General features: G+C 70.1%; 17 protein-coding genes. 7 read left to right on the top strand and 10 right to left on the bottom strand.

Annotated features, from left to right (window positions below; all coding sequences use genetic code 11):
• Positions 1-73 precede the first annotated feature (73 nt).
• Positions 74-499 (top strand): DUF350 domain-containing protein, encoded by a 426-nt coding sequence (locus ACMCNN_RS21875; RefSeq protein WP_412742382.1) that lies wholly within the window; start codon positions 74-76, stop codon positions 497-499.
• Positions 500-530: 31 nt separating this feature from the next.
• On the opposite strand, the gene ACMCNN_RS21870 is transcribed toward ACMCNN_RS21875, so the two are convergent.
• The 3 genes from ACMCNN_RS21870 to ACMCNN_RS21860 all read right to left on the bottom strand — a co-directional run bounded on the left by ACMCNN_RS21870 (position 531) and on the right by ACMCNN_RS21860 (position 3,498).
• Positions 531-1,688: a low temperature requirement protein A gene (locus ACMCNN_RS21870; RefSeq protein WP_412742381.1), complete on the bottom strand. Its 1,158-nt coding sequence runs from the start codon at positions 1,686-1,688 to the stop codon at positions 531-533.
• 2 nt (positions 1,689-1,690) lie between these two features.
• Entirely contained in the window at positions 1,691-2,071 is a 381-nt protein-coding gene (locus ACMCNN_RS21865; RefSeq protein WP_412742380.1) for a hypothetical protein, read from the bottom strand.
• Between the two features lie 179 nt (positions 2,072-2,250).
• A complete protein-coding gene (locus ACMCNN_RS21860; protein ID WP_412742379.1) occupies positions 2,251-3,498 on the bottom strand; it encodes a hypothetical protein in 1,248 nt (415 codons plus the stop codon).
• Positions 3,499-3,707: 209 nt separating this feature from the next.
• Here ACMCNN_RS21860 and ACMCNN_RS21855 point away from each other — a divergent pair, with 209 nt between their 5' ends.
• Together ACMCNN_RS21855 and ACMCNN_RS21850 are read left to right on the top strand one after the other, a co-directional pair.
• Positions 3,708-4,490, top strand: a complete 783-nt coding sequence (locus ACMCNN_RS21855) for a type 1 glutamine amidotransferase (protein WP_412742378.1) — start codon at positions 3,708-3,710, stop codon at positions 4,488-4,490.
• A 10-nt stretch (positions 4,491-4,500) separates the two neighbouring features.
• Positions 4,501-7,512, top strand: a complete 3,012-nt coding sequence (locus ACMCNN_RS21850; RefSeq protein WP_412742377.1) for a bifunctional [glutamine synthetase] adenylyltransferase/[glutamine synthetase]-adenylyl-L-tyrosine phosphorylase — start codon at positions 4,501-4,503, stop codon at positions 7,510-7,512.
• 6 nt (positions 7,513-7,518) lie between these two features.
• On the opposite strand, the gene ACMCNN_RS21845 is transcribed toward ACMCNN_RS21850, so the two are convergent.
• Complete coding sequence (locus ACMCNN_RS21845) at positions 7,519-10,563, bottom strand: Ig-like domain-containing protein (RefSeq protein WP_412742376.1); 3,045 nt, start codon at positions 10,561-10,563, stop codon at positions 7,519-7,521.
• Between the two features lie 198 nt (positions 10,564-10,761).
• Positions 10,762-12,297 (bottom strand): hypothetical protein, encoded by a 1,536-nt coding sequence (locus ACMCNN_RS21840; RefSeq protein ID WP_412747242.1) that lies wholly within the window; start codon positions 12,295-12,297, stop codon positions 10,762-10,764.
• Positions 12,298-12,359: 62 nt separating this feature from the next.
• Between ACMCNN_RS21840 and mptB (ACMCNN_RS21835) the strand changes: the two genes are divergently transcribed.
• Positions 12,360-14,075, top strand: coding sequence for a polyprenol phosphomannose-dependent alpha 1,6 mannosyltransferase MptB (mptB, locus tag ACMCNN_RS21835; protein ID WP_412742375.1), 1,716 nt, complete (start codon positions 12,360-12,362; stop codon positions 14,073-14,075).
• Positions 14,076-14,122: 47 nt separating this feature from the next.
• Positions 14,123-15,622 (top strand): polyprenol phosphomannose-dependent alpha 1,6 mannosyltransferase MptB, encoded by a 1,500-nt coding sequence (gene mptB, locus ACMCNN_RS21830; RefSeq protein WP_412742374.1) that lies wholly within the window; start codon positions 14,123-14,125, stop codon positions 15,620-15,622.
• 190 nt (positions 15,623-15,812) lie between these two features.
• Here mptB (ACMCNN_RS21830) and ACMCNN_RS21825 read toward each other — a convergent pair whose 3' ends face one another.
• A complete protein-coding gene (locus tag ACMCNN_RS21825) occupies positions 15,813-16,460 on the bottom strand; it encodes a hypothetical protein (protein ID WP_412742373.1) in 648 nt (215 codons plus the stop codon).
• Between the two features lie 88 nt (positions 16,461-16,548).
• Here ACMCNN_RS21825 and ACMCNN_RS21820 point away from each other — a divergent pair, with 88 nt between their 5' ends.
• Entirely contained in the window at positions 16,549-17,148 is a 600-nt protein-coding gene (locus tag ACMCNN_RS21820; RefSeq protein ID WP_412742372.1) for a TetR/AcrR family transcriptional regulator, read from the top strand.
• Positions 17,149-17,170: 22 nt separating this feature from the next.
• On the opposite strand, the gene ACMCNN_RS21815 is transcribed toward ACMCNN_RS21820, so the two are convergent.
• The gene (locus ACMCNN_RS21815; protein ID WP_412742371.1) at positions 17,171-17,797 is read right to left on the bottom strand and encodes a DinB family protein; all 627 of its coding nucleotides are present in this window, start codon (positions 17,795-17,797) and stop codon (positions 17,171-17,173) included.
• 123 nt (positions 17,798-17,920) lie between these two features.
• Between ACMCNN_RS21815 and ACMCNN_RS21810 the strand changes: the two genes are divergently transcribed.
• Positions 17,921-19,105 carry a PQQ-binding-like beta-propeller repeat protein gene (locus tag ACMCNN_RS21810; protein ID WP_412742370.1) on the top strand — a complete coding sequence of 395 codons (1,185 nt, stop codon included), beginning with the start codon at positions 17,921-17,923 and terminating at the stop codon, positions 19,103-19,105.
• Positions 19,106-20,030: 925 nt separating this feature from the next.
• Here the strand turns inward: ACMCNN_RS21810 and ACMCNN_RS21805 are convergent.
• From ACMCNN_RS21805 to ACMCNN_RS21795, 3 genes are all read right to left on the bottom strand, one after another.
• Complete coding sequence (locus ACMCNN_RS21805) at positions 20,031-21,824, bottom strand: hypothetical protein (RefSeq protein WP_412742369.1); 1,794 nt, start codon at positions 21,822-21,824, stop codon at positions 20,031-20,033.
• Between the two features lie 34 nt (positions 21,825-21,858).
• Positions 21,859-24,588: a hypothetical protein gene (locus tag ACMCNN_RS21800; RefSeq protein WP_412742368.1), complete on the bottom strand. Its 2,730-nt coding sequence runs from the start codon at positions 24,586-24,588 to the stop codon at positions 21,859-21,861.
• Between the two features lie 875 nt (positions 24,589-25,463).
• The gene (locus ACMCNN_RS21795) at positions 25,464-26,468 is read right to left on the bottom strand and encodes a hypothetical protein (protein WP_412742367.1); all 1,005 of its coding nucleotides are present in this window, start codon (positions 26,466-26,468) and stop codon (positions 25,464-25,466) included.
• Between the last annotated feature and the right edge of the window lie 488 nt (positions 26,469-26,956).

Below are 26,956 nucleotides of genomic sequence, written 5' to 3'. Positions count from 1 at the left end.
CCCGGCGGTGGATCACCGTCGGGCCGTCGGTCGGCTACGGTGCCTGCGTCAGATCACGTTCTGAGGAGACACCGTGCTGCAAGACTTGCTTGAGGGCGCCGGACGCAGCGTCGTGTTCGGACTGGTCGGTATCGGGCTGATGGCGCTGGGCTATCTGCTCGTCGACGTGCTGACCCCGGGCAAGCTGAAGGATCTCATCTTCGTCGAGCGCAACCACAACGCCGGGCTGCTGCTGGTGGCCAACCAGCTCGGCATCGCGCTGATCGTCTTCACCGCGATCTTCACGACGTACGACGACTTCGCCAAGGGCCTCGCCTCGACGCTGATCTTCGGCCTGATCGGCATCGGCGTCATGGGCTTCGCCTTCCTGGTCCTGGACTGGCTGACGCCGGGCAAGCTGGGCGAGGTGATCTGCACCCCGGACCGGCACCCCGGCGCCATGGTCAGCGCCGCGTCGCACTTCGGTGCCGCCCTCATCGTCTGCGCCTGCATCGCCTGACCGGCGCGTCGCCTCAGCCCGGCGGCTCGCCTCAGTCGGGCGGTGCGCCCGGCGTGCGGCCGAACGTGCTGATCGCGGTCCCGCCCGAGCGGCGGACCCGCGGCACGTCCTCGGCGATGGCCGCCGCCATCATGATCAGCGGGATGGCGGCGAGCTGCGCCACGGCCTGGACGTGCCCGAGCGGGATCACCGCCAGCACCACCAGGGCCGCCACCACCCGGTGCGCTACCCCGCTGATCCGCAGCAGCCGTAGGAACGTGGCGTGGCCCAGCTGGTACAGGGCCACGCCACCGCTCAGCGCGATCGCCTGCCCCCAGTGCAGCGGCGCGAACGCGTACCCGACCGTCTTCTTCACCCCGACCGCGGCGACGACGATGCCCAGCAGCATCGGGTAGTGCGCATACCCCCACGCGTCGCGGGCCAGCGCGGCCCGCCGCCCCGGATCGGTGACTCCCGCCAGCACGTGCTCGGACCGCTCGTCGTCACCCGCGAAGTAGATCCACCACAGGTAGTACGCGATGCACAGGCCGAGCACCGCGACCAGGATCTCGCCCGGCCCCGACGGGAGCCCGCCGAAGCCGACACCGATGGCCACGATGGATTCGCCGATCGCCACGATCACCACGAGGCCGTGCCGTTCCACGAAGTGGCCCGCGGCGATCGAGTGCATCTCTATGCGGTGCAGGTAGCCCGCCGAGATCTGCACCAGCGGCGCACACACCCAACACAGATGCCGGTACGGCTCGGGCAGGAAACCGCCGGTCAGCACGAGCAGCGCGGCGAGGATGTTCATCGGCCCGAGCCGCCGCATCGCCGCCCGCGCGGCGGGACCGGCCTGCATGAACAGCGCCGAATGCACCACGTTGACGACCAGGTAGCTGAAGCCGAACAGCCACCCGTACGCGCCGAACGCCTCGGGGATCGCCAGCGCCATCAGCAGGAACCCGGTCATCCCGGCCAGCAGCAGGGTCCGCCGGGTGGTGCTGCTCGGCGCGACCGCGTTGGTCAGCCAGGCGTAGCCCGAGTACATCCACCAGATCACGAACAGCATCAGCAGGACGTTGCCCAGCGTGCGCAGGGTCAGGTCGTCCGCCAGCGTCGTCGCGAGCTGGGTGACAGTGAAGACGAAGACCAGGTCGAAGAAGAGTTCCAGCGTCGAGACGCGGATCGCCGACTCGGGCTGCGCCATGCTCAGGCCGCGTCCAGGCGGGAGGACAGGGCCTGCGCCTCGGCGCGCAGCCGCTGCGCCTGCTCGGGGCGTTGCAGGCGGGCGTACTCGTCGGCGGCCGCCAGCCTCTCGGCGATCTCCGCCCGGACGATCCGTTCCACCTCGGCGTCGTCCTGCGGCCGCCGGGCCACCTCGGCGGCACCGAGCCCGGCGGTGGACTTGGCGAAGGGCCCCCCGCCGTCCACCGGCGCGGCCCCGGCGTCGGGTGCGGCGTCGGGTGCGGCGACGGCGGCCGCGTTCTCGATGGCGGCCAGCGCCGACCGCAGCGCCGCCACGGCGGCGGTGTCGCGCGCCTTCATCGCCGGAACCAGAGCGGCCTGCAACCGCTCACGCAGCATCGACATCCGGTGTCCTGCCCCGTTCTCTAGGTGGCATGACCGTACCGGGCTGTCGTGGGCGGTGGCCGCCGATTTCCGGTGATGGCGGTGGGTCACCCGGCCGGGTGGGCCGGACAGAGAACGGCGCGGCGTCGAACGCCGCGCCGTTCCTCCTCGTGAACTCGTGTCAGGCTTGTGAACTCGTGTCAGGCGCCGCTCTGGCCGGCGGCGAGGGCCCGTTCGGCGAGCGCCAGCCAGCCCGAGTCGGCCACGGTCCACGGCCACGGCCGGCCCGTCGCGCCCCACTGCGCGCGGGCGTTCGACACGTACGTGGCCGCGGCGGCAGTGTCGCCCTGGACGACCGCGGTGTGTGCCAGCACCGCCCACGGGGTGCCCCCGCACGGCGCGGCCGACGGGTCCGCCACCTGGCAGGCGCCGGTCCACTGCGGCCACTCCGCGGTGAACGTGGCCCACAGCTGCTCGCGGCGGGTGGCCGTGCCCAGGCCCGCCCACAGCGGCCAGGCCTGACCGACGGACGTGGAGTGGTCCTGCGCGTTCGGGTACCAGGTGTCCCAATCCGGGCAGACGTTGTCGGTGGCGCACTGGCCGGCCGCGCCGACGTCGTTGGCGTACATGCCGGCGCTCGGGACGTACAGCTGGGACTCGATGCCGGCGGCGACCGCGTCCGCCTCACCGGCCCAGTAGTCGGCCTTGGCCGCGTCGTTGAACACGTGCCGGGCCAGCCAGCTCAGCGCCGCGAAGCCCTGCTGCGCCTCGACGTTGTCCATCAGGTACTTCGCGTGGTAGTCCGGCTTCGCCCAGGTGAGCCCGTCGGCCTGCTTGGTGGCCTCGATGGCGTTCGCGATGGACTCCAGCAGGTAGCTCTGGTTCGCGACCCAGGCGGCGTCGGCGGGGTTGGCCTCGGCGTACGCCCGCATCGCCATCAGGAACGTCCCGGCGTAGCCGTCGGACGAGTCGTAGTAGCAGACCCCGGACGGGTTGCCGGAGCCGTCGATGAGGGTCTCGACGCCCGTCACCACGTTGATCCGGTAGTCGCACACGGTGCCGTGCACGCCGTACTGGTCCGGCCACTGCACGTGCCGCAGGTACCAGTCGAGGTACGCCTTCGCCATGGGGAAGTAGCGCGGACCGGCGGCGACCAGGCCGGGCACCGCCAGGTTGGCCAGGTACGGACGCACCAGGGCGTCCGTCGCGGCGGTGATGCCACCGGCCGGGACGTTGACAGAGATCGCGCCGCTCGCCGTGCCGAAGCCCGTCGGCACCTGGGCCAGCGAGATCCAGTAGGCCTCGTCGTCGGCGGCTGCCGCGTAGTCGACGCCGTTGGCGTGTGCGGGGCCGGCGGCCACGAGCGTGCTCGTCGCGGCGAGTACGGCGGCGCCGAGCGCGGCACGGGACAGACCGCTGCGGACGCGGCGGGACCAGGACAAACGCATGAAGCTTCCTCCCCGGGAGCAGGCCGGGTGGGGCGGATGCCCAGCCGGCGGGCGCGGCCGACAGGGCGGCTACGCGGAGCCCGAGATCGGCGGGGGAACCCGACAGCTGAGCGAATCGTGGCTGAGACCAATTCCATAGCCGGAACGCCGGCCGCCGACAGCCGCGGTGCGGCCACGCCGGGCGGCGGCCCATTCGTTAGCCTCGGGGGGTGGGTACTGCGCTGGTGATCGAGAACGACCCGACGGACGATCTGCGCCGGCTCGGTGACTGGTTCGCCGAGGCCGGGCTGGCGGTGAGCGTGGTGCGCCCGCACCTGGGCGAACCGCTGCCGGAGAGCCTGGACGACTACCTCGCCCTGGTGGTGCTGGGCGGCGAGCAGGACGCGTACCCGAACGCGGCGGGGGAGCCGGGCGCGCCCTGGTTCCCGGCGGTGGAGGCGCTGCTGCGCAAGGCCGTGCGGCACCGGGTGCCGACGCTGGGGATCTGCCTCGGGGGCCAGCTGCTGGCCGCCGCGCACGGCGGCGTGGTCGAGCGCAGCACGGCCGGACCGGAGATCGGGCCCGGCCTGGTCGGGCGGCGCGACGCCGCGGACACCGACCCCCTTTTCCGGTACGTCCCCCTGCTGCCCGACGTGATCCAGTGGCACAGCGACGAGATCACCGAGCTGCCCCGCAACGCGGTGCTGCTGGCCGCGTCGACCCGGTACCCGCACCAGGCGTTCCGGCTCGGCGACCGGGCCTGGGGAGTGCAGTTCCACATCGAGTGCGACGCCGCGATGATCGCCGACTGGGCGACCGACTCGACGCTGCTGGCGGAGCTGGGCTACGACCCGGAGGTGGTGGTCGCGGCCACCGCCGACATGCTGCCCGACGTGGAGGAGGTGTGGCAGCCGTTCGCGGCCCGGTTCGCGGCGCTGGCCCTGGGCACCCTGCCGGACGCGGACATCGCGAATCCGGGCACCGGCCCCACCCTGCCGCTCCTGGGCCGATGAGCGCCGCGCGATGACCCGGCTCAGCCGCCTCGTCCGGTACGGCTTCGACGACGGGGCCCGCGCGGCCGAGCTGCTCGGCGAGTCGGGGCTGCGGCTGTGGGACCCCGACGCGCAGGAACCCTCCGACGAGGCCGGCGGCGAACTGCTGCACGCCCTGTCCCGCACCGCCGACCCCAACCTGGCGCTGCTCCAGCTGCACCGCATGGTCGAGTCGGCGGGTCGCGCCGCGGTCCGCGGCAACGGCGGCTCGGTCGCCGGGTCCCACGGCCCGATCGCGGACAATCCGGCCGCCACGGCGGTCCTGACCGCGCTGTCCGGCGACGCGGGGCTGCGCCGGAGGCTGCTGGCCGTACTCGGAGCCTCGGCCGCGCTGGGCGACCACCTCGTCGCCAACCCGGAGGAGTGGCGGGTGCTGGCCACGGGCAAGACCGGGCTGCCGCCCAACGCCGAGGGGCATCTGGAGTTCGGCGACTCGGCGGGGGAGGGCGCGCCGACCGTGCCCGCCCTGCGCCGGGCGTACCGGATCGCGTTGTTGCGGATCGCGGCCGCCGACCTGACGGGGGGCCGCGGCCTGGAGCCGACGATGGCCGCCCTGTCCCGCCTCGCCGACGAGACGCTCGCGGCGGCGTACGCGATCGCCGTGGGCGAGCTGACCGCGGCCGTGCCCCAGCTCGCGGTGGTGGCAATGGGCAAGTGTGGCGGCAACGAGCTGAACTACGTGTCCGACGTGGACGTCATCTTCATCGCCCGCGGCGACGAGGACCTGGCCGCGGGCACGACGGTGGCGGCGCGGCTGATCGAGATCTGTGGGCAGGTCGCCTGGCCGGTCGACGCCGCGCTGCGGCCCGAGGGCAGCCGGGGCCCGCTGGTGCGGACCCTGGCCAGCCACGACGCCTACTACCGGCGGTGGGCGCGGACGTGGGAGTTCCAGGCGCTGCTCAAGGCCCGGCCCGCGGCCGGGGACCTGGCGTTGGCGCAGGAGTGGATCGACAACCTGGCGCCGCTGGTGTGGCACGCGGCGGAGCGGCCCGAGGCGGTCGACGACGTCCGCGACATGCGCCGCAAGATCATCGAGAACGTCCCGCCGAAGGAACTCGCCCGCGAGATCAAGCGCGGGCCGGGCGGACTGCGCGACATCGAGTTCGCGGTGCAGCTGCTGCAGCTCGTGCACGGACGCGTCGACGAGACACTGCACGAACCCGGCACCCTGCCCACGCTGCGCGCGCTGGTCGCGGGCGGCTACGTGGGCCGCGACGACGGCGAGACGCTGCTGCGCGGCTACCGTTTCCTGCGCTCCGTCGAACACCGGCTGCAACTGCAGAACCTGCGCCGCACGCACACCGTGCCCGACGATCCGGCGGCGCTGCGCTGGCTGGCCGCCGCCCTCGGGTACACGGCGGTGCCCGGCCGCGACGCGGTCGAGGAGTTCCGCGCCGACTGGGTGGGGCACGCCGCGCAGGTGCGCCGTCTGCACGTCAAACTGCTGTACCGGCCGCTGCTGGAGGCGGTGGCGCGGGTGCCCGCCGAGGCGCTGCGGATGACGCCCGAGTCGGCGGGGCGGCGGCTGGAGATCCTCGGCTTCGCCGATCCGGGCGCGGCCCTGCGGCACCTGCAGGCGCTGACCGGCGGGGTCACCCGTACGTCGGCGATCCAGCGCACGCTGCTGCCGATGCTGCTGCAGGAGTTCGCGGACGCGCCCGAGCCCGACCGCGGGCTGCTCAACTACCGGCACGTCTCCGACAAGCTGGGCAGCACCCCCTGGTATCTGCGGCTGCTGCGCGACGGCGGCCCGGTGGCCCGCCGCCTGGCCCGCGTGCTCAGCCTCTCCCGGTACGCCACGGACCTGCTCACCCGCGACCCGGAGGCGCTGCGGCTGCTGGCCGACGACGCCGAACTGCAGCCCCGCCCGGCCGACGTGCTGCGCGACGGCTTCCTCGCCGCAGCCGAACGCTACGCCGACCCGCAGAAGGCGATCGACGCCGTCCGCGCCCTGCGCCGCCGCGAGCTGTTCCGGATCGCCTGCGCCGACATCCTCAGCCGCGCCGGTGACCTGGCCCCCGCGCACCCGCTCGACGTCGACGCCATCGGCATCGCGCTGTCCGACGTCACCGACGCCACCCTGGGCGCCGCGCTGGCCGCCGCCCGCCGGGCCAAGCCGGCGCCCGAGGGCCTGCGCTTCGCGGTGATCGGCATGGGCCGCCTCGGCGGGTACGAGATGAGCTACCCCTCCGACGCCGACGTGCTGTTCGTGTACGACGCCCCGGCCACCACCCCGGAGAGCGAGGCGTCCGCCGCCGCCCACGCGATCGCCGAGGAACTGCGCCGCCTGCTGTCCGCGCCCGCCCCCGACCCGCCGCTGGGCATCGACGCCGACCTGCGCCCCGAGGGCCGCCAGGGCCCGCTGGTCCGCAGCCTCGCCGCGTACGCGCAGTACTACGCCCGCTGGTCGCGGGTGTGGGAGTCGCAGGCGCTGCTGCGTGCCCGGCTCGTCTGCGGCGACGCCGGACTGGGCCGCGAGTTCGAGCTGCTCGCCGACGGCATGCGGTGGCCCGGCGGCGGGCTCACCCGGGAACAGGTCGTGGAGATCCGCCGGATCAAGGCGCGGGTGGAAACCGAGCGGATGCCCCGCGGCGCGGATCCGCACACGCACACGAAGCTGGGCCGGGGCGGGCTCGCCGACGTCGAGTGGGCGGTCCAGCTGCTGCAGTTGCGGCACGCGTACGACGTACCGGCGCTGCGGCTCACCCGGACCCTGGAGGCCCTCGCCGCCGCCCGGGACGCCGGGCTGGTCGACCGGGCCGACGCGGCCGCCATGGCGGCGGGCTGGACGCTCGCGGCCCGGGTCCGCAACGCGCTCACCCTGGTCCGCGGCCGCCCCACCGACCAGCTGCCGCAGCACGGCGTGGAGCTGGCCGGCACGGTGCAGCTGCTCGGCGGGGGTGATCCGGGCGAGTTCGTGGACCGCTACCTGCGGGTGACCCGGCACTCGCGGGCGGCCATGGAACGCGTCCTCGACTCCTGACGCCCGCTACTTCCGTTTCCAGGTGCGTACCGGCGTGACGGCGGTGTTGCCGGCGCGGTCCACGGCGCGCACCTGAACCTTGAGGGACTTGCCGGCCTTGGCGTACTTGTTGACGTCGAAGCGGAACGAGTACCCGGCCGACGTGTCCTTGGCGATGACCTTCCCGTTGACGAGCAGCTCCGCGCGGACCAGGCCGTACCCGTCGGCGGCGCTGACGGCCACGTTCTGGGGACCGCGGACCTTGGCACGGTCCTTCGGAGCCTTGGTGATCTTCACGGTGGGCGCCTTGTTGTCGATGGTCACCGTGCGGTTCAGGACGGTCGTGTGTCCCGTCCTGTCGAGCAGCGTCCACCGCAGCCGCACCGTGCCGTAGCGGCCCGTCACCGGCACCGAGTACGGGGCGGTGGTGTCAGGCGCGTAGGAGGTGCCGTTGACGGACAGGGAGGCCGAGGCGATGCCGGACAGGTCGGTGGCCGCGACGGTGGCGGTGAAGGTGGTCTTCGGCAGGTAGGCACCGGCCGCCGGGGAGGCGGTGGTGACGCTCGGCCCCTGACTGTCGATGGTGACCGTACGCGTCAGCTGGGCGACGTTGCCCCGCGCGTCGACGGCCTTGACGGTGTAGGCCAGCGGGCCGCTACGGACGCCCGCGTCCCAGGTCAGCGTCCAGGGATCGGCGGTCGCGGTGGCCACCACCGCCCCGGCCACCGACAGGGTGACGCTGGTGATGCCGGTCGGGTCGCTGACGGCCGGTTGGACGGTCAGCATGCGGTCCACGATCTGGTCGCTGGTCGGCGAGACGATGTCCAGGACGGGCGGGTCGATGTCGACCACCCGCATCGCCCCGGTCGCGGTACCCAGCGCGCCGTGGGCGTTGTCGCCCCAGCACCACAGCGTGGTGTCGGTGCCGACGGCGCACGTCAGGTTCCGGCCCGCCGCGACGCTGGCCCAGGTCGTACCGGTGATCCGGCCCGGCATGGACTGGGTGGTGGTCGTGCCGTCGCCCAGCTGACCGAAGCTGTTGTCGCCCCAGCACCACAGCGTGCCGTCGGTCCGCGTCGCGCAGGTGTGCCCGGAACCGGCGTCGACGCCGGCCCACGTCGTGGCGGGATTGACCTGCGCGGGCGTCGACCGGACCGCGTTCGTGCTGTCGCCGAGCTGGTGGTAGGTGTTGTCGCCCCAGCACCACAGGGTGCCGGCGACGGCCGTGGCGCACGTGAAGGCGTCGCCCGCGCTGACCGACGCCCACGGCGTTGCCGCCCCGACCTGGATCGGAGTGACCTGCTGGGCGGCCTGCACGCCAGTGCCCAGGTAGCCCTTGCCCCAGCACCAGAGCGTGTGGTCGGTCCGGACGGCGCAGGTGTGGTTGCGCCCGGCGCTGACGCCGGCCCAGGTCGTCTCGGTGCCGACCTGCGTGGGCGAGGTAGCGGCTGCGGTGCTGCCGATGCCGAGCTGACCGTAGGTGTTGTCGCCCCAGCACCACAGGGTGCCCTCGGTACGGATCGCGCAGGCGTGCTGCTCCCCGGTGCTGACGGTGGCCCAGTCGGCGGAGGCGCCGATCCGCCCGGGCGTGGACCGGTTCACGGTGGTGGCGTCGCCGAGCTGCCCCGACGCGTTGTACCCCCAGCACCACAGGCTGTGGTCGTCCGCGCCGATCGCACACGTGAAGAGCGAGCCGGCGCTGACGTGGGACCAGCCGGCGACCGCATCGATCTGCACGGGACTGAACCGGACGGCGGTGGTGCCGTCGCCGAGCTGTCCGTACGTGTTGTCGCCCCAGCACCACAGGGTCCGGTCGGTGCTCACCGCGCAGGCGTGCGTGGCGCCGAACCCGTCGGCGTTGACGGACGCCCACGCGGTGCCGTCGCCGACCCGCAGCGGGCGCGCCGTGACGGCGGACGGGACGGTGGTGCCGTCGCCGAGCTGCCCGGAGCTGTTGCTGCCCCAGCACCACAACGACGTACCGCCGTCCTCGATGGCGCAGGCGTGCGCGGCGCCGGTGCTCACCGACGCCCAGTTGGTCGTGGTGCCGGCCTGCACCGGCGTGGCCTGCCGGGCCGGGGTGGTGGTGCCGAGCTCCCCGTTGTCGCCGCTGCCCCAGCACCACAGCGAGAGGTCGGTGCGCGTCGCGCACGTGTTCTTGGCACCGGCGCCGACCGACGCCCACGTCGTGGCCACACCGACGCGTACCGGGGTGGACCGGTCGGTGGTGGTGCCGTCACCGAGCTGTCCGCTGGGGTTGGCGCCCCAGCACCACAGCGCGCCGTCGGTGGTGATGCCGCAGGTGTATGAGTCCCCCGCACTGACCGCGGCCCACCGGAGGGCGTTGCCGACCTGCCAGGGTTCGGCCCGGTTGGTGGCGGTGCCGTCGCCGAGCTGGGCCGAACCGTTGGCGCCCCAGCACCACAGGGTCTCGTCGGTGCGGGTCGCACAGGTGTGCCCGGCGCCGACGCTGACGGTGGCCCAGGTGGTGGCGGTGCCGACCCGCGCAGGTGTGGTGCTGGCGCCGCCGACGGTGCCGAGCCCGAGCCGCCCGAGGCCGTTGTCGCCCCAGCACCAGAGGGTGCCGTCGGTGCGGGTCGCGCAGGTGTGCCCGGTGCCGGCGCTGACGGTGGCCCAGGTGGTGGCGGCGCCGATCCGTACCGGCTTGTACTGGGAGGTGGTGTTGCCGTTGCCGAGCCGCCCGGATCCGTTGGCGCCCCAGCACCACAGGCTGCCGTCGGTCTGCGTCGCGCAGGTGTGCGCGGACCGGGTGCTCACGGTGGCCCAGGTGGTCGCGGTGCCGACCCGTACCGGTGTCGTCCGGTTGGTGGTGGTGGCGTCGCCCAGCCGGCCGGATCCGTTGGCTCCCCAGCACCACAGCGCGCCGTCGGCCCGGATCGCGCAGGTGTGACCCGCCGCCGCCGACACCGAACGCCACGAGGCGGAGCTGCTCGACGCGGCGGCCGCCGCATCCGGGAACCCGCCCACGCCGGCGCCCACGAGCGCGACCACCGCCAGGAATGCCATCAGGCGGCTGCACATCACCGTCCACGTGCCACGACTGCGCGCCATCGTCCGAACCCATCCGTCGACCTGGCGACGTCGGGGGCGTGACATCGCCGCGCGCCTTCGCGGAGTCCCGGAGAAGCGTCGGGCCGCCAGCGCACGCGGACGGGTCCGCAGACACATCCGTTGGGCCAGAGCGTGACCGTACGACGTTGCGGATCCCGAGCGGCCCGGGTGCGATCCGGTAGCGGACGGCCGTCGGCGCTACGAGCGCACCGTGTACCGGCCGGGCGCGGGCACCCGGACGACGGTCCAGTCACCGTCCTTCGCGACGCTCGCGCCGTGGTCGGCGTGGAGCCAGCGGCTGTGGCGTACCCGCAGCCGTACCTCGCCCGCGGCCGGGGCGTCGAAGGTGACCGCCGCGGCGGTGTGCGCCACCAGCCGGGCCGGGGCCGCGACCAGCGGCACCGGCCCGTCGACCGCGTACAGCCGCCAGTGCGCATCGGACCAGACCGGCTTCAGGTACGGCAGCCCGCCCGCGACCAGCCCGGCCTCCGCCCGGCCCACCCAGGACAGCTCCGCGTCCGGCACGGCCACGTACTGCACCGCCTGCTCGGCGAGCCAGGCCCGGTAGCTGTCCGCGGTCAGCGGCACGCCGGTGCCGGCGGCGCCCGGAACGGTGGTGAAGAACAACGGATTGCGGTCGATGTCGGCCTGCCGCAGCCAGCCCCGGGCCAGCGGCACGTCACCCAGATCCGCCGCCTCCCAGTAGTCACGCGTCGGCGGGATCTCCACCCGCCCGGTGAGGCCCTCGCCGGCCAGCCGCGCCCGCAGCGGCGCGAAGTACCCGGGGTCGGCCGTCGGGTTGCCGATGTCGCGGACGTCGGCGACCACGACCGGCGGTTGCCACCAGCAGAGCCCCACCAGCACCGCGGCCAGCGCCCACGGCCGCGACCGGGCGGGCACCCGGCCGGGCAGGCGGGCGCAGGCGGCCAGCACCGGCAGCCCGAACGTGACCGCGAGGCGGGTGGCGTTCAGCCCGACCGGGGTGTGCACGAGCGCGGCCGTGACCACCCCGGCCGCCGACAGCAGCGCGCCGTAGCGGACCGGCCGCTGCGGCACGAGCGCGGCCACGGCCAGGCTCACGCCGACGGCCCGGACCGCGTCGCCGTGGCTGATGTTCATCCAGCCCCCGTCGCCGAACAGCCCCGCGCTCAGGGCGAGCGGCACGGCCGCGGGCACGGCCACCAGCAGCCCGTCGGCCCACCGGCGGCAGGCCAGCAGCGCCACCCCGGCCAACCCGAGGAACAGCCCGGCGACCGGGCTGGTCGCGGACGCCAGCAGGGCCGCGGCCACCGCGGCCGGGCGCAGCCGCGGGTACGTGAGAGCCAGCAGCGCCGCCAGTCCCAGCGCGACACCGGCCCCGTAGGTGATCCGGCCGGACAGCAGGTTCGCGGCCAGGCACACCGCGCCGAGCAGGGCACCCGCCAGCGGACGGGGCACACCGGTGCGGCGCAGGAGCGCGGCGAACGTCACCGCGGACAGGACGAGGGCGAGCACCCCGGTCACCCGAACGCCGAGCAATGCCATCACGGGCTGTGACAGCAGGCTGTAGCCGAGCTGGTTCACCCCCGCGTACCAGCGCAGGTCGACGACCGCCCAGCCGTGTGCCGCGAAGAAGTCGGCGCGGGCCATCTGGGCGGACAGATCCGAGCCCGGCCGGGGGAGCAGCAGGTAGGCGACGCCGAGGGCCGCCGCCAGTCCGGCGGTGACCAGTTCGGTTCGCCACCGGGCCCACACGGGCACCGACAGTACCCGCTGGTAGAGCACGACCGACTGCACCGAGCGCGGCGGGCCGGCCGGTGCGTCACGGTAGGGTGGCCGCCATGCTTCGCGCCCGCCTTGTCCGCTATGCGGGCCTGGCGGGTAGCCTCCTGCTGGCGCTCGCCGCCCAGATGGGTGGGGCCACCCGGCCGTGGCAGCCCACGATGACCCCGCGCAGCGTCTTCGCCGGTACCGACGGCGTGCTCCTGCCGCTGAGCTGGCTACTCGGCACCGTCCTGCTGATCGGGGCGTGGTGGCTGGGCCGCGCCGCGGTGCCGTCCCTGCGCTGGGCGTACGTGACGGCCGCGCTGTGGACCGTGCCGCTGTTGCCGGTGCTTCCGCTGGGCAGCTACGACGTCTACTCGTACGCCTGTCAGGGCTACGCGTTGGCGGCCGGGCACGACCCGTACGCGGCCGGGGTCAGTGTGCTGGGCTGCCCGTGGGCGGACGCCGTGGCACCGACGTGGCGCGACTCGCCCGCCCCGTACGGTCCGGTGTTCCTGCTGCTGGCGGCCGCGGCGGCGAGGCTCGGCGGTGGCCTGGCCGGGACGGTCGCGGTGCTGCGCGGCCTCGCCGTGCTGGGTGTCGTCCTCGTCGGGGCGTGCCTGCCGGTGTTGGCCCGGCGCCACGGCGTGCCGCCGGAACGGGCGGCGTGGCTGGTGCTGGCCTGCCCGCTGGTCGCCGTGCACCTGGTGGCCGGTGCGCACAACGACGCCGTGATGGTGGGGCTGCTGGTCGCGGGCCTGGCCGTCGCCGCCACCGTGGGCGCGGCGGCTCCGGGGTCACGGCTCGGCCGCCCGGTGGTCCGGGTGGGGCTGCTGGCCGGTGCGGGGGTGCTGCTCGGGCTCGCGGTCGGGGTCAAGGTGACGGCGATCGTGGTGCTGCCGTTCGCGGTGCTGGCCGCGGCCGGGGCCGTTCCGGGCGGTCGCCGCGCAGAGCGCGTCCTGCTGCAGCCGGATGAGGCCCTGCTGGAGCCGGATGAGGCCCTGCTGGAGCCGGATGAGGCCCTGCTGGAGCCGGATGAGGCCCTGCTGGAGCCGGATGAGGCCCTGCTGCAGCCGGATGAGGCCCAGCTGCAGCCGGATCAGGCCCTGCTGGAGCCGGATCAGGCCCTGCTGCGGGCCGACGGGTCAGCGCTGTCGTCGGCTCTGCCGCCTGGGGACCGCGCTCCGCTGCGCGCGCTGTGGGGGCCCGGAGCCGTGCTGGCCGCCGGTGCGGCGGGAGCGCTCGCCGCGGTGTCGCTGGCCGCCGGCCTCGGGTTCGGCTGGGTGCGCAATCTCGCCGACAGCGGAGTCTCCGTACAGTGGACGTCTCCGCCGACCGCCGTCGGCCTCAGCGTGTCGTCCCTGGCCAGGGTGTTCGGCGTCGAGGTCGAAACCGTGCCGGTGACCCGGCTGCTCGGCGTCGCGGCCCTCGCGGTCGTGCTGGTGGTGTTGTGGTGGCGGGCGCGCAGCGGCAGGGCACTGCTCGGCGCGGGACTGGCGCTGGCCGCCACGGTCGCGTTGGCGCCGGTGTTCCATCCCTGGTATCTGACATGGCCGCTCGCGGTGCTGGCGGCGACGGCCGCCGGAGCCCACCGCTGGCTGGTCGCGACGTGCGCGATGGCCGCGGCGCTGTGCCTGCCCGACGGTTACAACCTCGCCCTGGCGACCCGGGTGCAGGGCGCGTTCGCGGTGACGGCGTTACTGATCGTGATGCTGGTGGTACGACTGGTGCGGGCGCGACGGCGAGTGGCGGATGGGACCGGATCTTAATCACTGTCCGCGACATGCGGTGTGGGCCGTCTCGTATCCTGGCGCCCATGTTCACCCCCCGTTCGGTTCGCTACCTCGGCCTGGCCGGCAGCCTGCTGACCGCGCTCGGCGCTTACCTGGGTGGTGCCGAACTCCTGCGCGGCAACGCCTACAACGTGGTGAACCTGCTGAGCGGCGACCGCGGGCTGCTGCTGCCGGTGTGCTGGGTGGTGGGCACCGCGCTGTTGATCAGGGCCTGGTGGAACGGGCGCCGGGTGGTCCCGTCCACCCGGTGGGCGCTGGTCACGGCCGGGCTGTGGGCGCTGCCGTTGCTGCCGTTCCTGCCGCTGGGCAGCGAGGACGTCTACTCGTACGCCTGCCAGGGCTATGTCCAGCTGGCCGGCGGTGACCCGTACGCGACGAACGCCCAGGCGTTCGGCTGCCCCTGGCTCGGCTCGGTGTCGCAGGCATGGCGTGATTCCCCCGCCCCGTACGGTCCGCTGTTCCTGCTCTTGTCGGCGGCCGCGGTGCGTGCCGGCGGCTCCCTGATCGGTACGGTCGCCGTGTTCCGCCTGATCGCGGTGGCCGGCGTGGCGCTGATCGCGGCCGGGGTGCCCGCGCTGGCCCGCCGCGCCGGGGTGGCGCCCGCGAAGGCTGCCTGGACCGTGCTGGCCTGCCCGCTCGTGCTGGTCCACCTGGTCTCCGGGGCGCACAACGAGGCGGTGATGATCGGCCTGCTGGTGGCCGGTCTGGCCCTGGTGGCCGGTCGGCGCACGGCCGACGTTCCCGGTCCGCAGCCGGCCGACGGTGAACCGCTGCTGCCCCGGACGGCGGCGCTGGTGCTGGGTGGCGCGCTGCTCGGCCTCGCGGTCGGTGTCAAGGCGACCGCGATCGTGGTGCTGCCGTTCGCGGTGCTCGCGGCCGTGCCGCGGGGAACGTCGCTGCGGGCGCTGTGGCGCCCCGGTGCGGCGGTCGGCGGCGGTGCGGTCGGCGCCCTGGCGGCCCTGTCGTTGTTCTCCGGGCGCGGGGTGGGCTGGGCGTACGGGCTGCTGCGCAGCGGGGACACCGTGGAGTGGACGTCGCCCTCGACCTCGATCGGGATGACCGTGGGCAGGTTCGTGGCGGTGTTCGGCGTCCATGTCGACGCGCTGCCGGCTAGCCGGCTGATCGCCACGGTGCTGCTCGTGCCGGCCCTGGTGGCGCTGTGGTGGTGGGCGCGTCGGGGCGACGCGCTGCTCGGGGCGGGACTGGCGCTGGCGCTGACCGTGGTGCTGGCCCCGGTGTTCCACCCGTGGTACGCGATCTGGCCGCTCGCGGTGCTCGCCGCGACCTGGACGCGCGCCGAGACGAACTTCACCCGTTGGGTGCTCGTGCCGTGCGCGGTGGCGGCGACCCTGACGATCCCCGACGGCTACAACTGGGCATTGGCCACCAAGACGCAGGGGTCGCTGCTGATGACCGCCGCGCTGGTCGCGCTCGTGGTGTGGCTGGTCCGCCGGAACCGTGCGGAGCGCGAGGGCGCCGGCCACGCCTCCTTGCTCGCACCGGAGCGCGCTGACCTGCGCTGAGACGCCGGCTCTGCCTTGAGTCGCCGGCCCTGCGCTGAGGCGCCGGCTCTGCGCTGAGTCGCGGGCCCTCCGGCAGGACAGGCCCGCGAGCGACGGGACCGGCCCGCGACAGGGGCCGCTTTTCGGACCCGACCTGGCTGCCGCCCTGCGACCGACTCCTGGCGGTGTCGTTCTTCGACGCCTGGAATGCTCAGCGCTGACCGGCGGGGTCGGGGGCATCGGCATGCCGGCGGGTCAGCTCGACCAGGGCGTCCGGCTCGTCGGCGTAGAGCCGGATCTCGCCGACGTTCTCTGTGCGCCCGGCGGGCAGGTCGACCGCCATCGGCTGCCGCAATACGAGGTCGACGCTGGTCTGGCGGCCGGCGCCGATGCTGAGCACCGTGCCGGAGTCGGCCGACTCCAGATGGACCGTGCGGCTGGAGGGCAGCGACCGGTACCGCGCCCGGACCGACTCGACCGCCTCCCACGGCACAAGGAACTCAAGGGTGGCGCCGTTGCGGACGCGCAGCCCCGCGGGCCCGGCGACGTGCGGATGCATGCGCAGCATCGCCATCAGGCCGATCATCCAGAGCAGGCCGTAGACACCAAGGACGAGCACGGTACGGCGCAGGCCCTCCCACGGCAGGATGTGCCGCAGGATGAGGTCGAAGATCGGGATCTCGACGGCGGACAGGATGATGAACGCCCACAGGATGGGCTTGACCACGCCGATGTAGCCGAACGTCCGGGCGCCCGGCTCGACATGCAGCGGCCGGCGGAAGATCCATCGGTAGAGGCTGTGCCACATGGCCAGCTCGTACGCGACCAGCTTGCGCAGCATCCGTACGGCGTGCGACATGGGCGTCCTCCCTTTTGCGTTGCAGTCGCAATCTTAAAGTCACCCCTGGGCCGGAGTCAATGCGACTGCAATGTGAAAGCATGGGCGTATGCCGAAGAAGGTCGACCATCAGGCGCGCCGGACCTTGATCGCCGACGCGCTCATGCGGGTCGCCGCCGCCAGCGGGCTGGAAGCGGTCAGCCTGCGCCACGTGGCCGCCGAGGCGGGCGTGACCTCGGGCATGGTGCAGCACTACTTCGCCACCAAGGACGAAATGATGGGCTTCGCCCTGTCGGTGATCCGCGAACGCAACGAGGAGCGGGTGACCCGCGCGGTCGCCGCGCTGCCCCAGCCGGTGGCCCCCCGCGCACTGGTCCGCACGATCCTGGTCGAACTGCTGCCGCTCGACGAGCAGCGGCGGGCCGACGGCCGCGTCGCCCTGGCGTTCCTCGCCTACACCGCCGTGCGCCCCGAGGCGGCGGCGCGGATGCGGGACGACACCGACCAGATGGTCGCCTTCATCGCCGATCAGATCCGTGCCGCGCAGGCATCAGACGACAGCCCAGCCGGCCTGAACCCCGAGCATCTGGCCGCGGGCCTGCTGGCCGCGATGGAAGGGCTCGGCGTCTACCTGCTCGGCGGTCAGTACGACGCGCAGACCGCGGTGTCCGCACTCGACGATCACCTCTCGCTGATTTTCACCGGGTAGGCGCGGCACGGCAGCGCCCCGGTCAGCCGATTGAGGCGCCGGCGTCGCGCGCCACGCTCTCCAGACGGTCGCGATACTCCTGCCACCAGGCACGGTCACCCGGCGGCATGTTGTCGTTGCCCTGCCGCATCCCGGTGGACCCGTCGATGAGTTCCCGCACGACGTCCGCGTGCCCGGCGTGCCGGTGCGTCTCGGCGATCATGTGAGTCAGGATCCGGTGCAGCGTCACCTCGTTGTGCTCGGCGGGCCACCACGGCACGCGGCCGATGGCGTCCAGCGCGAGCGCGTCGATCGTGGCGTCCGCGTGCGCCCACACACGGCGGTACAGGTCGGTGATCTCCGCCCGGCTCTCCCCGGCGGTGGCCCACATGTCGGCGTTCGGCTCGGCGTCCACCGCCATCCACGGCAGCGGCTGGGCGAACGGGCGGCCGAACGTCTCGCCGAAGTATCCCGCCTCGACGCCGGCCAGGTGTTTGACCAGGCCCAGCAGGTTGGTGCCGGTCGGCACGACGGGGCGGCGCACGTCGTACTCGGAAAGGCCGTCCAGTTTCCACAACAGGGCGTCGCGGGCGGCCTGGAGATACTGGTGGAGGTCTGCCTTCGGGTCCCATCCGGTCATGCCGGCGAGCATGGCACGCGGGTCCGACATCCTCGTTCACCGTGACGCGACGGCGATGATCCACGGCAATTCGGTGATTCCTCCCTACCCTGGCATTTCGTGAAGATGACAGGTGTTCGTGCGCGCCGGGCAACGGCCGCCATCGTGACCGCCGTGGGTCTCGCTGCTTCGCTGGTCACGCCCCCGCCGGCACTCGGCGCCGGGCGGCACCACTCCGCCGGTCACCTGGTCGCGAACTCGACCGCGTGGGCCCAGGACGGCTTCGACCCGGCGAACACCAGCTACAACCCCAAAGAGTCGGCCATCAACGCGTCGACGATCGGGAAGGTCACCCGTCGCTGGCGCATCACCGTGCCGGCGTTCCCGGAGGACTGCCCTCCGGCTGTGGCGCCGGTCGTCGCGGGTAGCCGGCTGTTCCTGGTCGACAACGAGGGGGTGGCCGCGTTCCGGATCAGCGACGGGCGCCTGCTGTGGCGGTGGCACCGCCCGATCACCGAAGACCTCGGCTACGCGCGGCTCGCGGTCGTGGGCAGCACGCTCGTCGTCGGCATCTCCCACTGTGGAAGCGTCAGCGACCCGACCGGCAGCCTGCGTGCCTTCGACGTCCGCACCGGCACCGTACGGTGGAGCAAGTCTCTCCCGATCGGCACCATGGTGGCCGACCGTGGTCTGATCGTCGTCTCGGACACCAGCGCGACCGAGCACCCGGACGGGATCGTCCTGGTGTACCGGGCCACCGACGGCGTCCTGGTGTGGTCCCGGGTGGGCGTCTCGAACCGCAGCAACGTGTCGGCCAAGGGCCGCCTGCTGCTGTCCTCGTCGGCGGGCGGCACGGTCTGCGTCTCGACCAGCACCGGCGCGGAGCTCTGGCACCGGGCGCAGCCCTACGAGGGGGTACTGACCGCCAGCCCCACCGGTGACAGGTTCTTCGTGGTCGACTTCGACAACGTGCTGCGCGCCGTGAACGCCAACACCGGCGCGACCGTGTGGAGCCGTCCCGGTGTCGAGATCTACTTCGGAAACGACACCGTGGCGACCGACGGACGTCGGCTGTTCATCGCGATCGGCCTGACGCTGACCGCGCTGCGGGCCGACACCGGAGCGGTCAGCTGGGCCAAAACCCTGCCCGGTGAGGTCCGCCAGCCGATCCGCGCCGGTGGCCTGGTCTACACCGTCGTGAACGGCGACACCGGCTCCTCGCTGGCGATCCTCAACGCCGCCACTGGTGCGTCCGCCGTGAGCGGCAGCCCCTTCCGCGGCGCGGTGGATCACCCGGTGATCGTCAACGGCCGTCTCTACCTCCGGCAATCCGCCGCGCTGAGCCTCTACCGGCCCTAGCGCGGACAGCCGTGCGGGTGCCTCCGGCCGAGCCGGTGGCCGGAGGCACCTGCGGTGACGAGCGATCCCGGCATTGAAGCCGGAGCGTCGCTTGTGGAAGCCCCTGCCGGAGGATCGTGGGAGCCGGCGATCTAGTCCGGTGCTCTGGCCGAGCCGGGTGGGGGCGCGGGTGGTTCGAAGGCAACGCCACCGGCGGTCCACCGGGATACGGGTGCAGCTCGAAGCATGCGCCAGGCCTACACGGCCTCAAATTGCAAATCTGTGGCCGGTCCGACTGCCTTACCACTCGAATCTAACGCTTGAAGCTCCAACTCCATACTTTCGTGGGGCCAGTAATCCTTGACCATCGCCAGCCCATGCTGGACCGGAATTGGGCCGATGCGTTGCCCACCCGGTGCAATGATCAGTATCGCGTCACCTTGCTGCTTGGGTACTGCGAAGAGAAACGTTTGCATGCCTCGCGCGAACCGCCAGTCCGAATCAGACTTGACCCAACAAGAGCCTGAAGCGGCCGACCTATGATGTCCACCTCGATCGATCTCCTCCTGGATGGCACATATTGCTAGGTCTTGCTCATGAGCCCACAGCCTGACGGACCCTTCGCCGAGGTCAAGGCTGGAGATAACTGAGTATCCGGCAGGGGCCTTCCACGCGGAGGACGGGTCAGGATCCGTTTCGGTCAGGCGCTCGATTTGTGAAGCACAGATGACAGTGGCAATCGCGCAAACCGCGATTAGGAGCGTGCGAGAGTACGCCGACAGGCGGCCCCAAGATGCTCTGATCGCAGAGAGTCCGACCATTTCCTCGTCCCTAGTCGCTGCTCGGCCCTCACGTCAGAGAGGGCGTGTCATGGTGTAAATTCGTCCGCAGCGCCGGCATCCTTGGATGTCGACGTGCGTGTTTCTCAGAATCCAAAGCTGCTGCATTAGAAGAATGACGGCATTTCGGTTCCGCAGTGTGGTCGCTGACATTCGAGGGCAATCAATGTTCCTCGCAAGGTCGGCATCGCATTGTCGAGCGAATCTTGCCTACTCTCCCTGCACACGAGATCTGTGTTACACATTCCTGCACGCACCCAAGCCTGCATGGGTACTTCTGAATCGTTTGATACCCAAGCGCCGACAAGGGACGCCTGGAGCGATGCGGGGGCACCCGCTCCAGGCCGCACAGAGTAGATACCTGCCGCCTGACGTCGCGGTGAAATGATTCGGGTTGCATTGGCGTGCAACTGTGCATCGTGCAGAAGCCGCGATGCAATTTCGAGTGCAGCCGCCACGCGCAGCGGATTCTGCCGTTCGAACTTGGATGTCCTGTCGATTAGCTTTCGGCACGCTTCAATCTGCTGTCTGTTGAGGCGTGGAACCTGGGCAAACGCGACCATTCGCATGAGCCCTGCTCCGGCGTCTCCCGGAATGTCATTCGAAGAAATCTCGGAGGGTACTGGTTGCCCAAGGTATCTTGATATCTCGGCCACGCGCGCGAGTCGTGTCGCCTGCGCTAACGTCACGAAGGTTGAATCTTTAATTCCTGGAATCCAACTATTGTGTAATGTGTTTATGAGTTTGGCGTGAACAGTGGCCGGTAGGGCGGTTCCGTTGCGCCGGTACAGTCGCAGCATCTCGGCCGTGGGGGCAACCGCATTCTGGATCATTGTGGTTAGCGGCTTTCCGCCATTGTCCGGCCATCCTGCCCTTGAATATGGCGCTTCCGGCGGGATGCGGACATGGCAACCAAGCGATGACGCATAGTATGTCAATTGAAGATTAGGAGTGTCGTCGTCAGGCAAACGAACCGACCCGTCGGAGTCAAGGATCCTGCACATGATTCGCTTGTCAGTCGCTACCGTCAAACCCAAGCTTTTTGCGGCGGTGTCGAGGATGGCGCGGGTGGCAACAGTCGCCGGGTCCGCGCCGGCGTCATCCAGGATGGATATAGCCCTGTTGTATGTCTCCTGGGGCACTGGGCGACTGATCTGATCCTTAAGCAAAGCCGCAATGAGCATTTGCGGTGCCAGATCTTCAACAACTTGGACGGCCGTTGTTTCGGTCGACGCTGTCGCCAGTGCTGTACGAACCTTTTCGCGCACAGATGCATCCACGGGGGCGCCAACTTGGCGAAGGGCCGATACGGCGTGGGCGGTGCTACCCCAATCGCCTTGCTCGTCGTTCGATGAAGACCTGTACAGCCCGTTGATCCGCATTGGTTCAAGAGCGGATGTGACCACATTGGGGTCTACGCTGATGTTGAGAGCCCGAGCGGTTCCCACTGCGTATTCGACCTGGACAGCACGCGGCAGGCTTTCAGTGCGCTGTCCGGTGATGTCCTTCAGCAACCAAGGCTTGATCCTAACGGGGTTGAGCCGATTTCCCCGGGTAGGTGCATATTCTCTTAGCCGAACGTTCCAATAGGTGTCCGCGAGCGAGAAGGGAGTCGCGTTAGGGTCTGGCTGACCGAGGTAATAGCCGGCCTTGTCGCCGGAAATCCAAAGGTCCTCGGCGGCCGCCGCCACGGAAGTGGGATCAAAATGCGAGCTTGGGCTTGGGCTTGGCGATACATGTGGTGTGTTGTCGTCAACACCCGTGCATCCGGCTGTCCCCATGGCGGCGGCCATCGAGAAAGCGCTGATCGTCACGCCGACGAGTCGGCGAGATACAAAAGCCATCACTTGCATCCTCACGTGCAATGCTGCGCTGCGGCGGTTGTCGCCGCAGCGCAGCATTCCTATCGGCTACGTCGGTCGTTGCCGGATCCGGCTAGCAGCTCTTGGTCAAGTAGGGCTGAGCCTGCCTCCAATTCCAATTGATGTCGCTGTGGGAATAGCCCGAGACGGTGTACGTGGTGTAGCCAAATGCAAAGCTACCTTTGACGCTCAAGCCCACCGCGGTGATGTCTCCTGTACCAGAAACTCGCAACCTGGTGAGGTCGTCTTCCAGGAGGTTCCGCCAGTCCTTGTTGATTGTCCTTGACCAGGTCACGGCTCCTCCACCCTGGTTGACTGCCCCAGATGGCGACGCGCCAACGCTGAACGATCCAAGCCAGTAGTCAATATCCCATGTCACAGTGTTTCCAACGCTGGTGGCCTTGTAGGGATTGGTTCCCCTCCAAGCAACGAATGCCGAAGTGTTGGTGAAGTCTGCGTAGGAAAGGGTGCCCAGAACCTTGTTGTAGCTCAAAGTGATACCGGCCCTGACACTGGCGTCAATTTGGGATGCTGATCCCTTGGGGGGAGTGATCGTCCGCGACTTGCTTGCGCACAGACTTCCAGCGTTCTTGATCGACGCAATGGAGACATCGCCCTCCGGGGGCGCCGGCGCCATGGTGCCCGCCTCAATCGGCTGATAGGCCTTATCGACGGCGGAGGGATCGGCCGGATCGTTTTCTGCGCCCGTTCCTACGGTGAAGGGGTACTGCACCACGCTGGATGCCATGCCGTTGGCGTCGTATGCCAGGACGTAGAGGGTGTGCTGACCGGCCGTCGGCGGGGTGATCTGGATGCTGGTTTCGCCCGATGCCGCGACGACCGTAGCAGGCGGATTCTGATCCAGCCCGTACGCAAACGACGACACAGTGGCGCCGGTCGCCGGAGTGAGCGTGAACGTGCCAGCGGAATTGGGCCCGCCGGCGATACCCCCTGCCGGGTAATCCATCGAGGTTACGCTCGGCGCGGACGTGGCGACCGTGAATTCGCAGAATCCAGACCAGCCTGAATATTTACCCGTGCTGTCTCGGGCCTGGGTCCGCCATTGATACGCGCCGCCATTCGCGAGAACAGCGTCGGGGATCGTGACGCTGGCTTCCACATCGACGGGGACGCCGCTAGCAGTCTGCGTTCCGAGTGCAGAGCTGCCACCAACCTTCCACCACTCGAACGTAATGTCTGTGGTACTCGAGTCAGTGTCGCTGGCGGTCGCCGTCAGTGTCGGGGCCGTCGTGTTCAGCGCGGGTCGCGTGGTCCCAGTGACACAGGGAGATGCCGGGACCGTGCTCTTGGACTGGATGGTGGGGGCCTCGTAGTCGATACGGAATTCGCAGAAGCCACTGAACGGGCCCCATCCCGTGCCGTCGGCGGTACGCACCCGCCACGCGTAGGCATTACCGACTGCCATGGCGCCTGCAGGAACACTCACGGCCGTGATGCCGCCCGATGCGACCGGGTTCGACACGACGCTACCGATCTTCGTCGCCCCACCGGCGGTCCACCATTCGAACTCCCCCCAAATCGTCTGAGAGTTCTCCGGGTCAGAAACCTGCGCAAAGAGCCCCGGCGTGGTGGTGGTGATTGTCGGACGGGCGGTACCGGTTGCGCACGTCTGCGTGGTGTCAGCGGCTCGCGCGGTGACCGTGGCGTAAGAGTTGTAGTTGATCACGGCGTATGGCACCTGGGAGGCGTCGGCCGCATTGCGCGATCGGAACTGCTTGAACGAGTAGCTGTCAGTCTCGCTGGTAGCGCGGATACCCATGTACCCCTTGGTCTGCTGTTCGTCGGCGGCGCGGTCGAAGAACGACGTGCCCGAAACAGTGACCCACCCGTCACCACAGCTGCTGCTGTAGCCCTTGGTAGCGGTCGAGGTGGCCTCTTTGTACCGCCAGATCGGCGGGTTGGCCCAGGTCACGGTGCCGTCGAAGGCGCCCGTCGTCCAAATGTCCCAGCTACGCGCGGAGCAGGAAGGCGACCACCAGTTGTAGAAGTACACGGTGGCGGAAGTGATCTGCTTGCCGCGTAGCCCGCTGGTGTCCCAGGTGACCAAGGAGCGAGTCCGGTCACCGTTGACCACGCCGATCTGCAAGTCGGTGGCGCCACCGTGGTCGGAGCTGGTGCCCTCCTTGATGTAGGCGTCACCCCAGGTCTTGAACGGGTTGATCTGCGGGTCTACGGTCACCGGGTACACCGTTGATGGATCGGCGAAGAAGCTCATGTCTGGCGTCAGCGTCAGGTCAGCACCAGCACCATCGATTGCAGTGGCACCGCGGCCAATCTTGCGGGCCTTCCGCCCAGTGACCTTCGACTTGACAGCTCGGATCCGGGCTGGCTCACCGCTCTGCGGGCTGATCTGCGCGTCCCACATCAACGGGGCGGGCGAAGTCGCGACTGGCTTACCCTGAGCGTTCAGCAGGGTGGTGTCGCCGTCTGTGCCGCTTCGAAGCGAAGCAACTGTCTGTCCGGTGACCGGCACGGTGAGGTTTGCGACCTCTTTGGCGGCCGCGCGGTTCTTCACTACGTAGAAGGTTTCGACCCCGCTGAGAGTGGCCTCGATGACGAGGTCCACACCGGGACGTACCTCTGCGTAGGTGGCGCGGTTACCGTTAAGCACGGGCTCGGGTAGAGCGCCTGTCCACCCCATCGCGACGCGGTCATCGCCCGAGCCGACACTGGCAAGCTCACGATCGACAGTGGTTGTCGCCGCGCCGGAGATGGTGAGGTCGAACGGATGGGCCACCGGTGCTACGGACCCGTCGGCCTGTTTGGTGAGCGTCAGATCCACCGGGAGCCAACGTCCACCGCGCCGAATTCGTACTGGCGCGGTATGGGTCTGCTGCTCGAACTGGCCGGACGGCAGGGCCCACGCTTGTGTGGTCTCGGTAGTGGCGGCGCTGACGAGTACCCGATCGCCGCACGATCGCGCAGCGAGCAAAGCAGCGGCCTCGTCAGGCTGCTCAGACGGACACGCCGGCTTTGGTGAAGGCGCCGCAAGAGCGGTAGCCGGACCTGCTGGCATCTGCGCCGCTGAAACTACGAGCGACGTGGCCAGCACGCCTGCAATTCGGCGGCTCCATGGTAATGCACGGCCAGACCATAGCGTCGAGGCGCCAAGTGGACGCCTACGCGATGCGAACACGCTGAAATTCCTTCCGATGACCTCGATGGAGGCAAGGAAGTTACGCGCTGCAGTGCGGCTACAACAGGGACTTGACAGCCGTCCGATGCTCATGCTTAAGCATGACAAGAGCGTACTTGGGAGTTTAAATCCTGTATGTCCGTAAATCCTGGGCATCATGGTTGACGACTGCCTATCCGATCATCCACCGGACATCACCTTAATGAGGACTCCCGCACCCGGAACAGGCTAGGAGGCCGCATTGAATGGGCCACATGAGGGGTCGCGGTAGGCGATATGCCGCTCACCGTGCGTGATTCCCGTCGTCAGGCGCGCCTAGATGATCAGCGGTCTTGCTATTGCACGAAGCGAGGCAACCCGAACAAGGCGACTTCGGCGGGACGGCGCCGGCCTCCCTGGCGGCATTGGCTCGGGCGGCGACAACTGGCAGCTTTAGATTCCGCGAGAGGTGGATCAGGCATCGAGCAGCAACTGTCGTTGATTATCGGGTGCCGGCGTCAATTGATGGAGATCTGACGGCGTTAGGGTGAGTGGGTCCAGACCAGGCGAAGATAGATTCCGTACCAGGTGGAGGTGATGGCGAGCACTATAAAGACCACAACCAGCACAGATCGGCGAGCTCCTGCGAGGGCGTACGCCACGGGTAGCAGAAGCGGGAACGCTGGCAGCAGCAGCCGGGCTTTGGCGTGGTAATAACCGGCGCCACCGAGAACAATCGCCAAAACCAGTCCAGCATAGACGACCAGCGGCCAGGGCGCGGTATCGACGACAAGTAATACCATAAGGGCTAGGGCAACCACGAGAACAAACGTCGTGACGTATTGCCCCAGCTCCGCCGGGTGGGTAAGAAGCCGACGCAGAATATGGACTGTATATTGTCCCCCGTCGTAGGACATGTGCCAGGCGTCTCGCTGTACATGCAGGTATCCATCGATGCGACCCAATCGGAGGCCGACCCACGCCACATACCCCAGGAGTCCGGCCGGCGCTAGCAAGCTGGCTATCCATGGGCGCCAACCATCCTGCCCGCGACACAAAGGGACCAGCAAAGCCAGCGCTACCGCAAATGCAAGCGCCATGGCAGTTGGGCGAGCGAGGCCCGCGAAGAAGCAGAGTAGCCCGGCCGTTATCCACCGACGGCGTAGTACCGCGAACAGCGACCAAGCGGCCAGTGCCGTGAAGGAAGTCTCTGCATATCCCATCGATTCCACCACGGCGTGCGGCACGACTGCCCACAGCCCGGCCAGCATAACGCCTGTGCGCTGATCGCGGACATCCCGCCCGATGGCGTACAGCCCCCAAGCTGCCGCGAGACCAGCACTCCATGACACCACAACAGCGGCAATATCCGGGCCCCCTGGTAGTGCAGGGTCAACTATCGCAACTAGTGCAGGATAGAGCGGGAAAAAGGCGAGATTGGTATAACCCAGACTGCCGTCCGGTCGAACGGGGATGGCAACGTCATAGCCGCGAGTGACGATGTCCAAATACCGGAGGGTGTCCCAGTCCACGAGGAGTTCGGTCAAACTGTGACCGTGCAAGGCTGCGATCCAGCCCGTTGCCAGGACCGCCGTGGAGCGCAACGCTACGTACAATGCGAGCGCGGGCCACGCCGTACTCAGAGCGCGCGCCACCCGCCACCGGTACGACGCGGGCGCCGTCTCGTGGTCGATGCTGCCGGCGGCCAACTCGGGTCTCGGCCGTGCAAAGGCGTTCCTCGGCTGCGGCGGAGCGAGAACCTTTCTCGAACCCGGACGCTTGATCGAACCGGGATTCGGAGAAGAAGGAGACGCTTCCGGTGATAATTCGGGCATAGCGCCAGATTCTGCCACCGGGTGTTGATCTGTCGTAGCTGCCCCTACGCAACGAGCGCGTGTGCGAGTGGTTGGACGAGCTACACCAGACTGCCCCTTGGCCGGCGATGGGTTGGAGAAACGCCAAGCGGCGGCCACGCTGGCTGAGAGCCAATCGTGACCGCCGCTTCGAGGTTCTATACCCGCGACCAAGCTCGTTC

It is taken from the genome of Krasilnikovia sp. MM14-A1004, assembly GCF_047159485.1.
In the GTDB taxonomy this organism is placed as follows: domain Bacteria; phylum Actinomycetota; class Actinomycetes; order Mycobacteriales; family Micromonosporaceae; genus Actinoplanes.
Note: the sequence above shows the minus strand (reverse complement) of the source record. Positions and strands in the feature narration are given on the sequence as shown.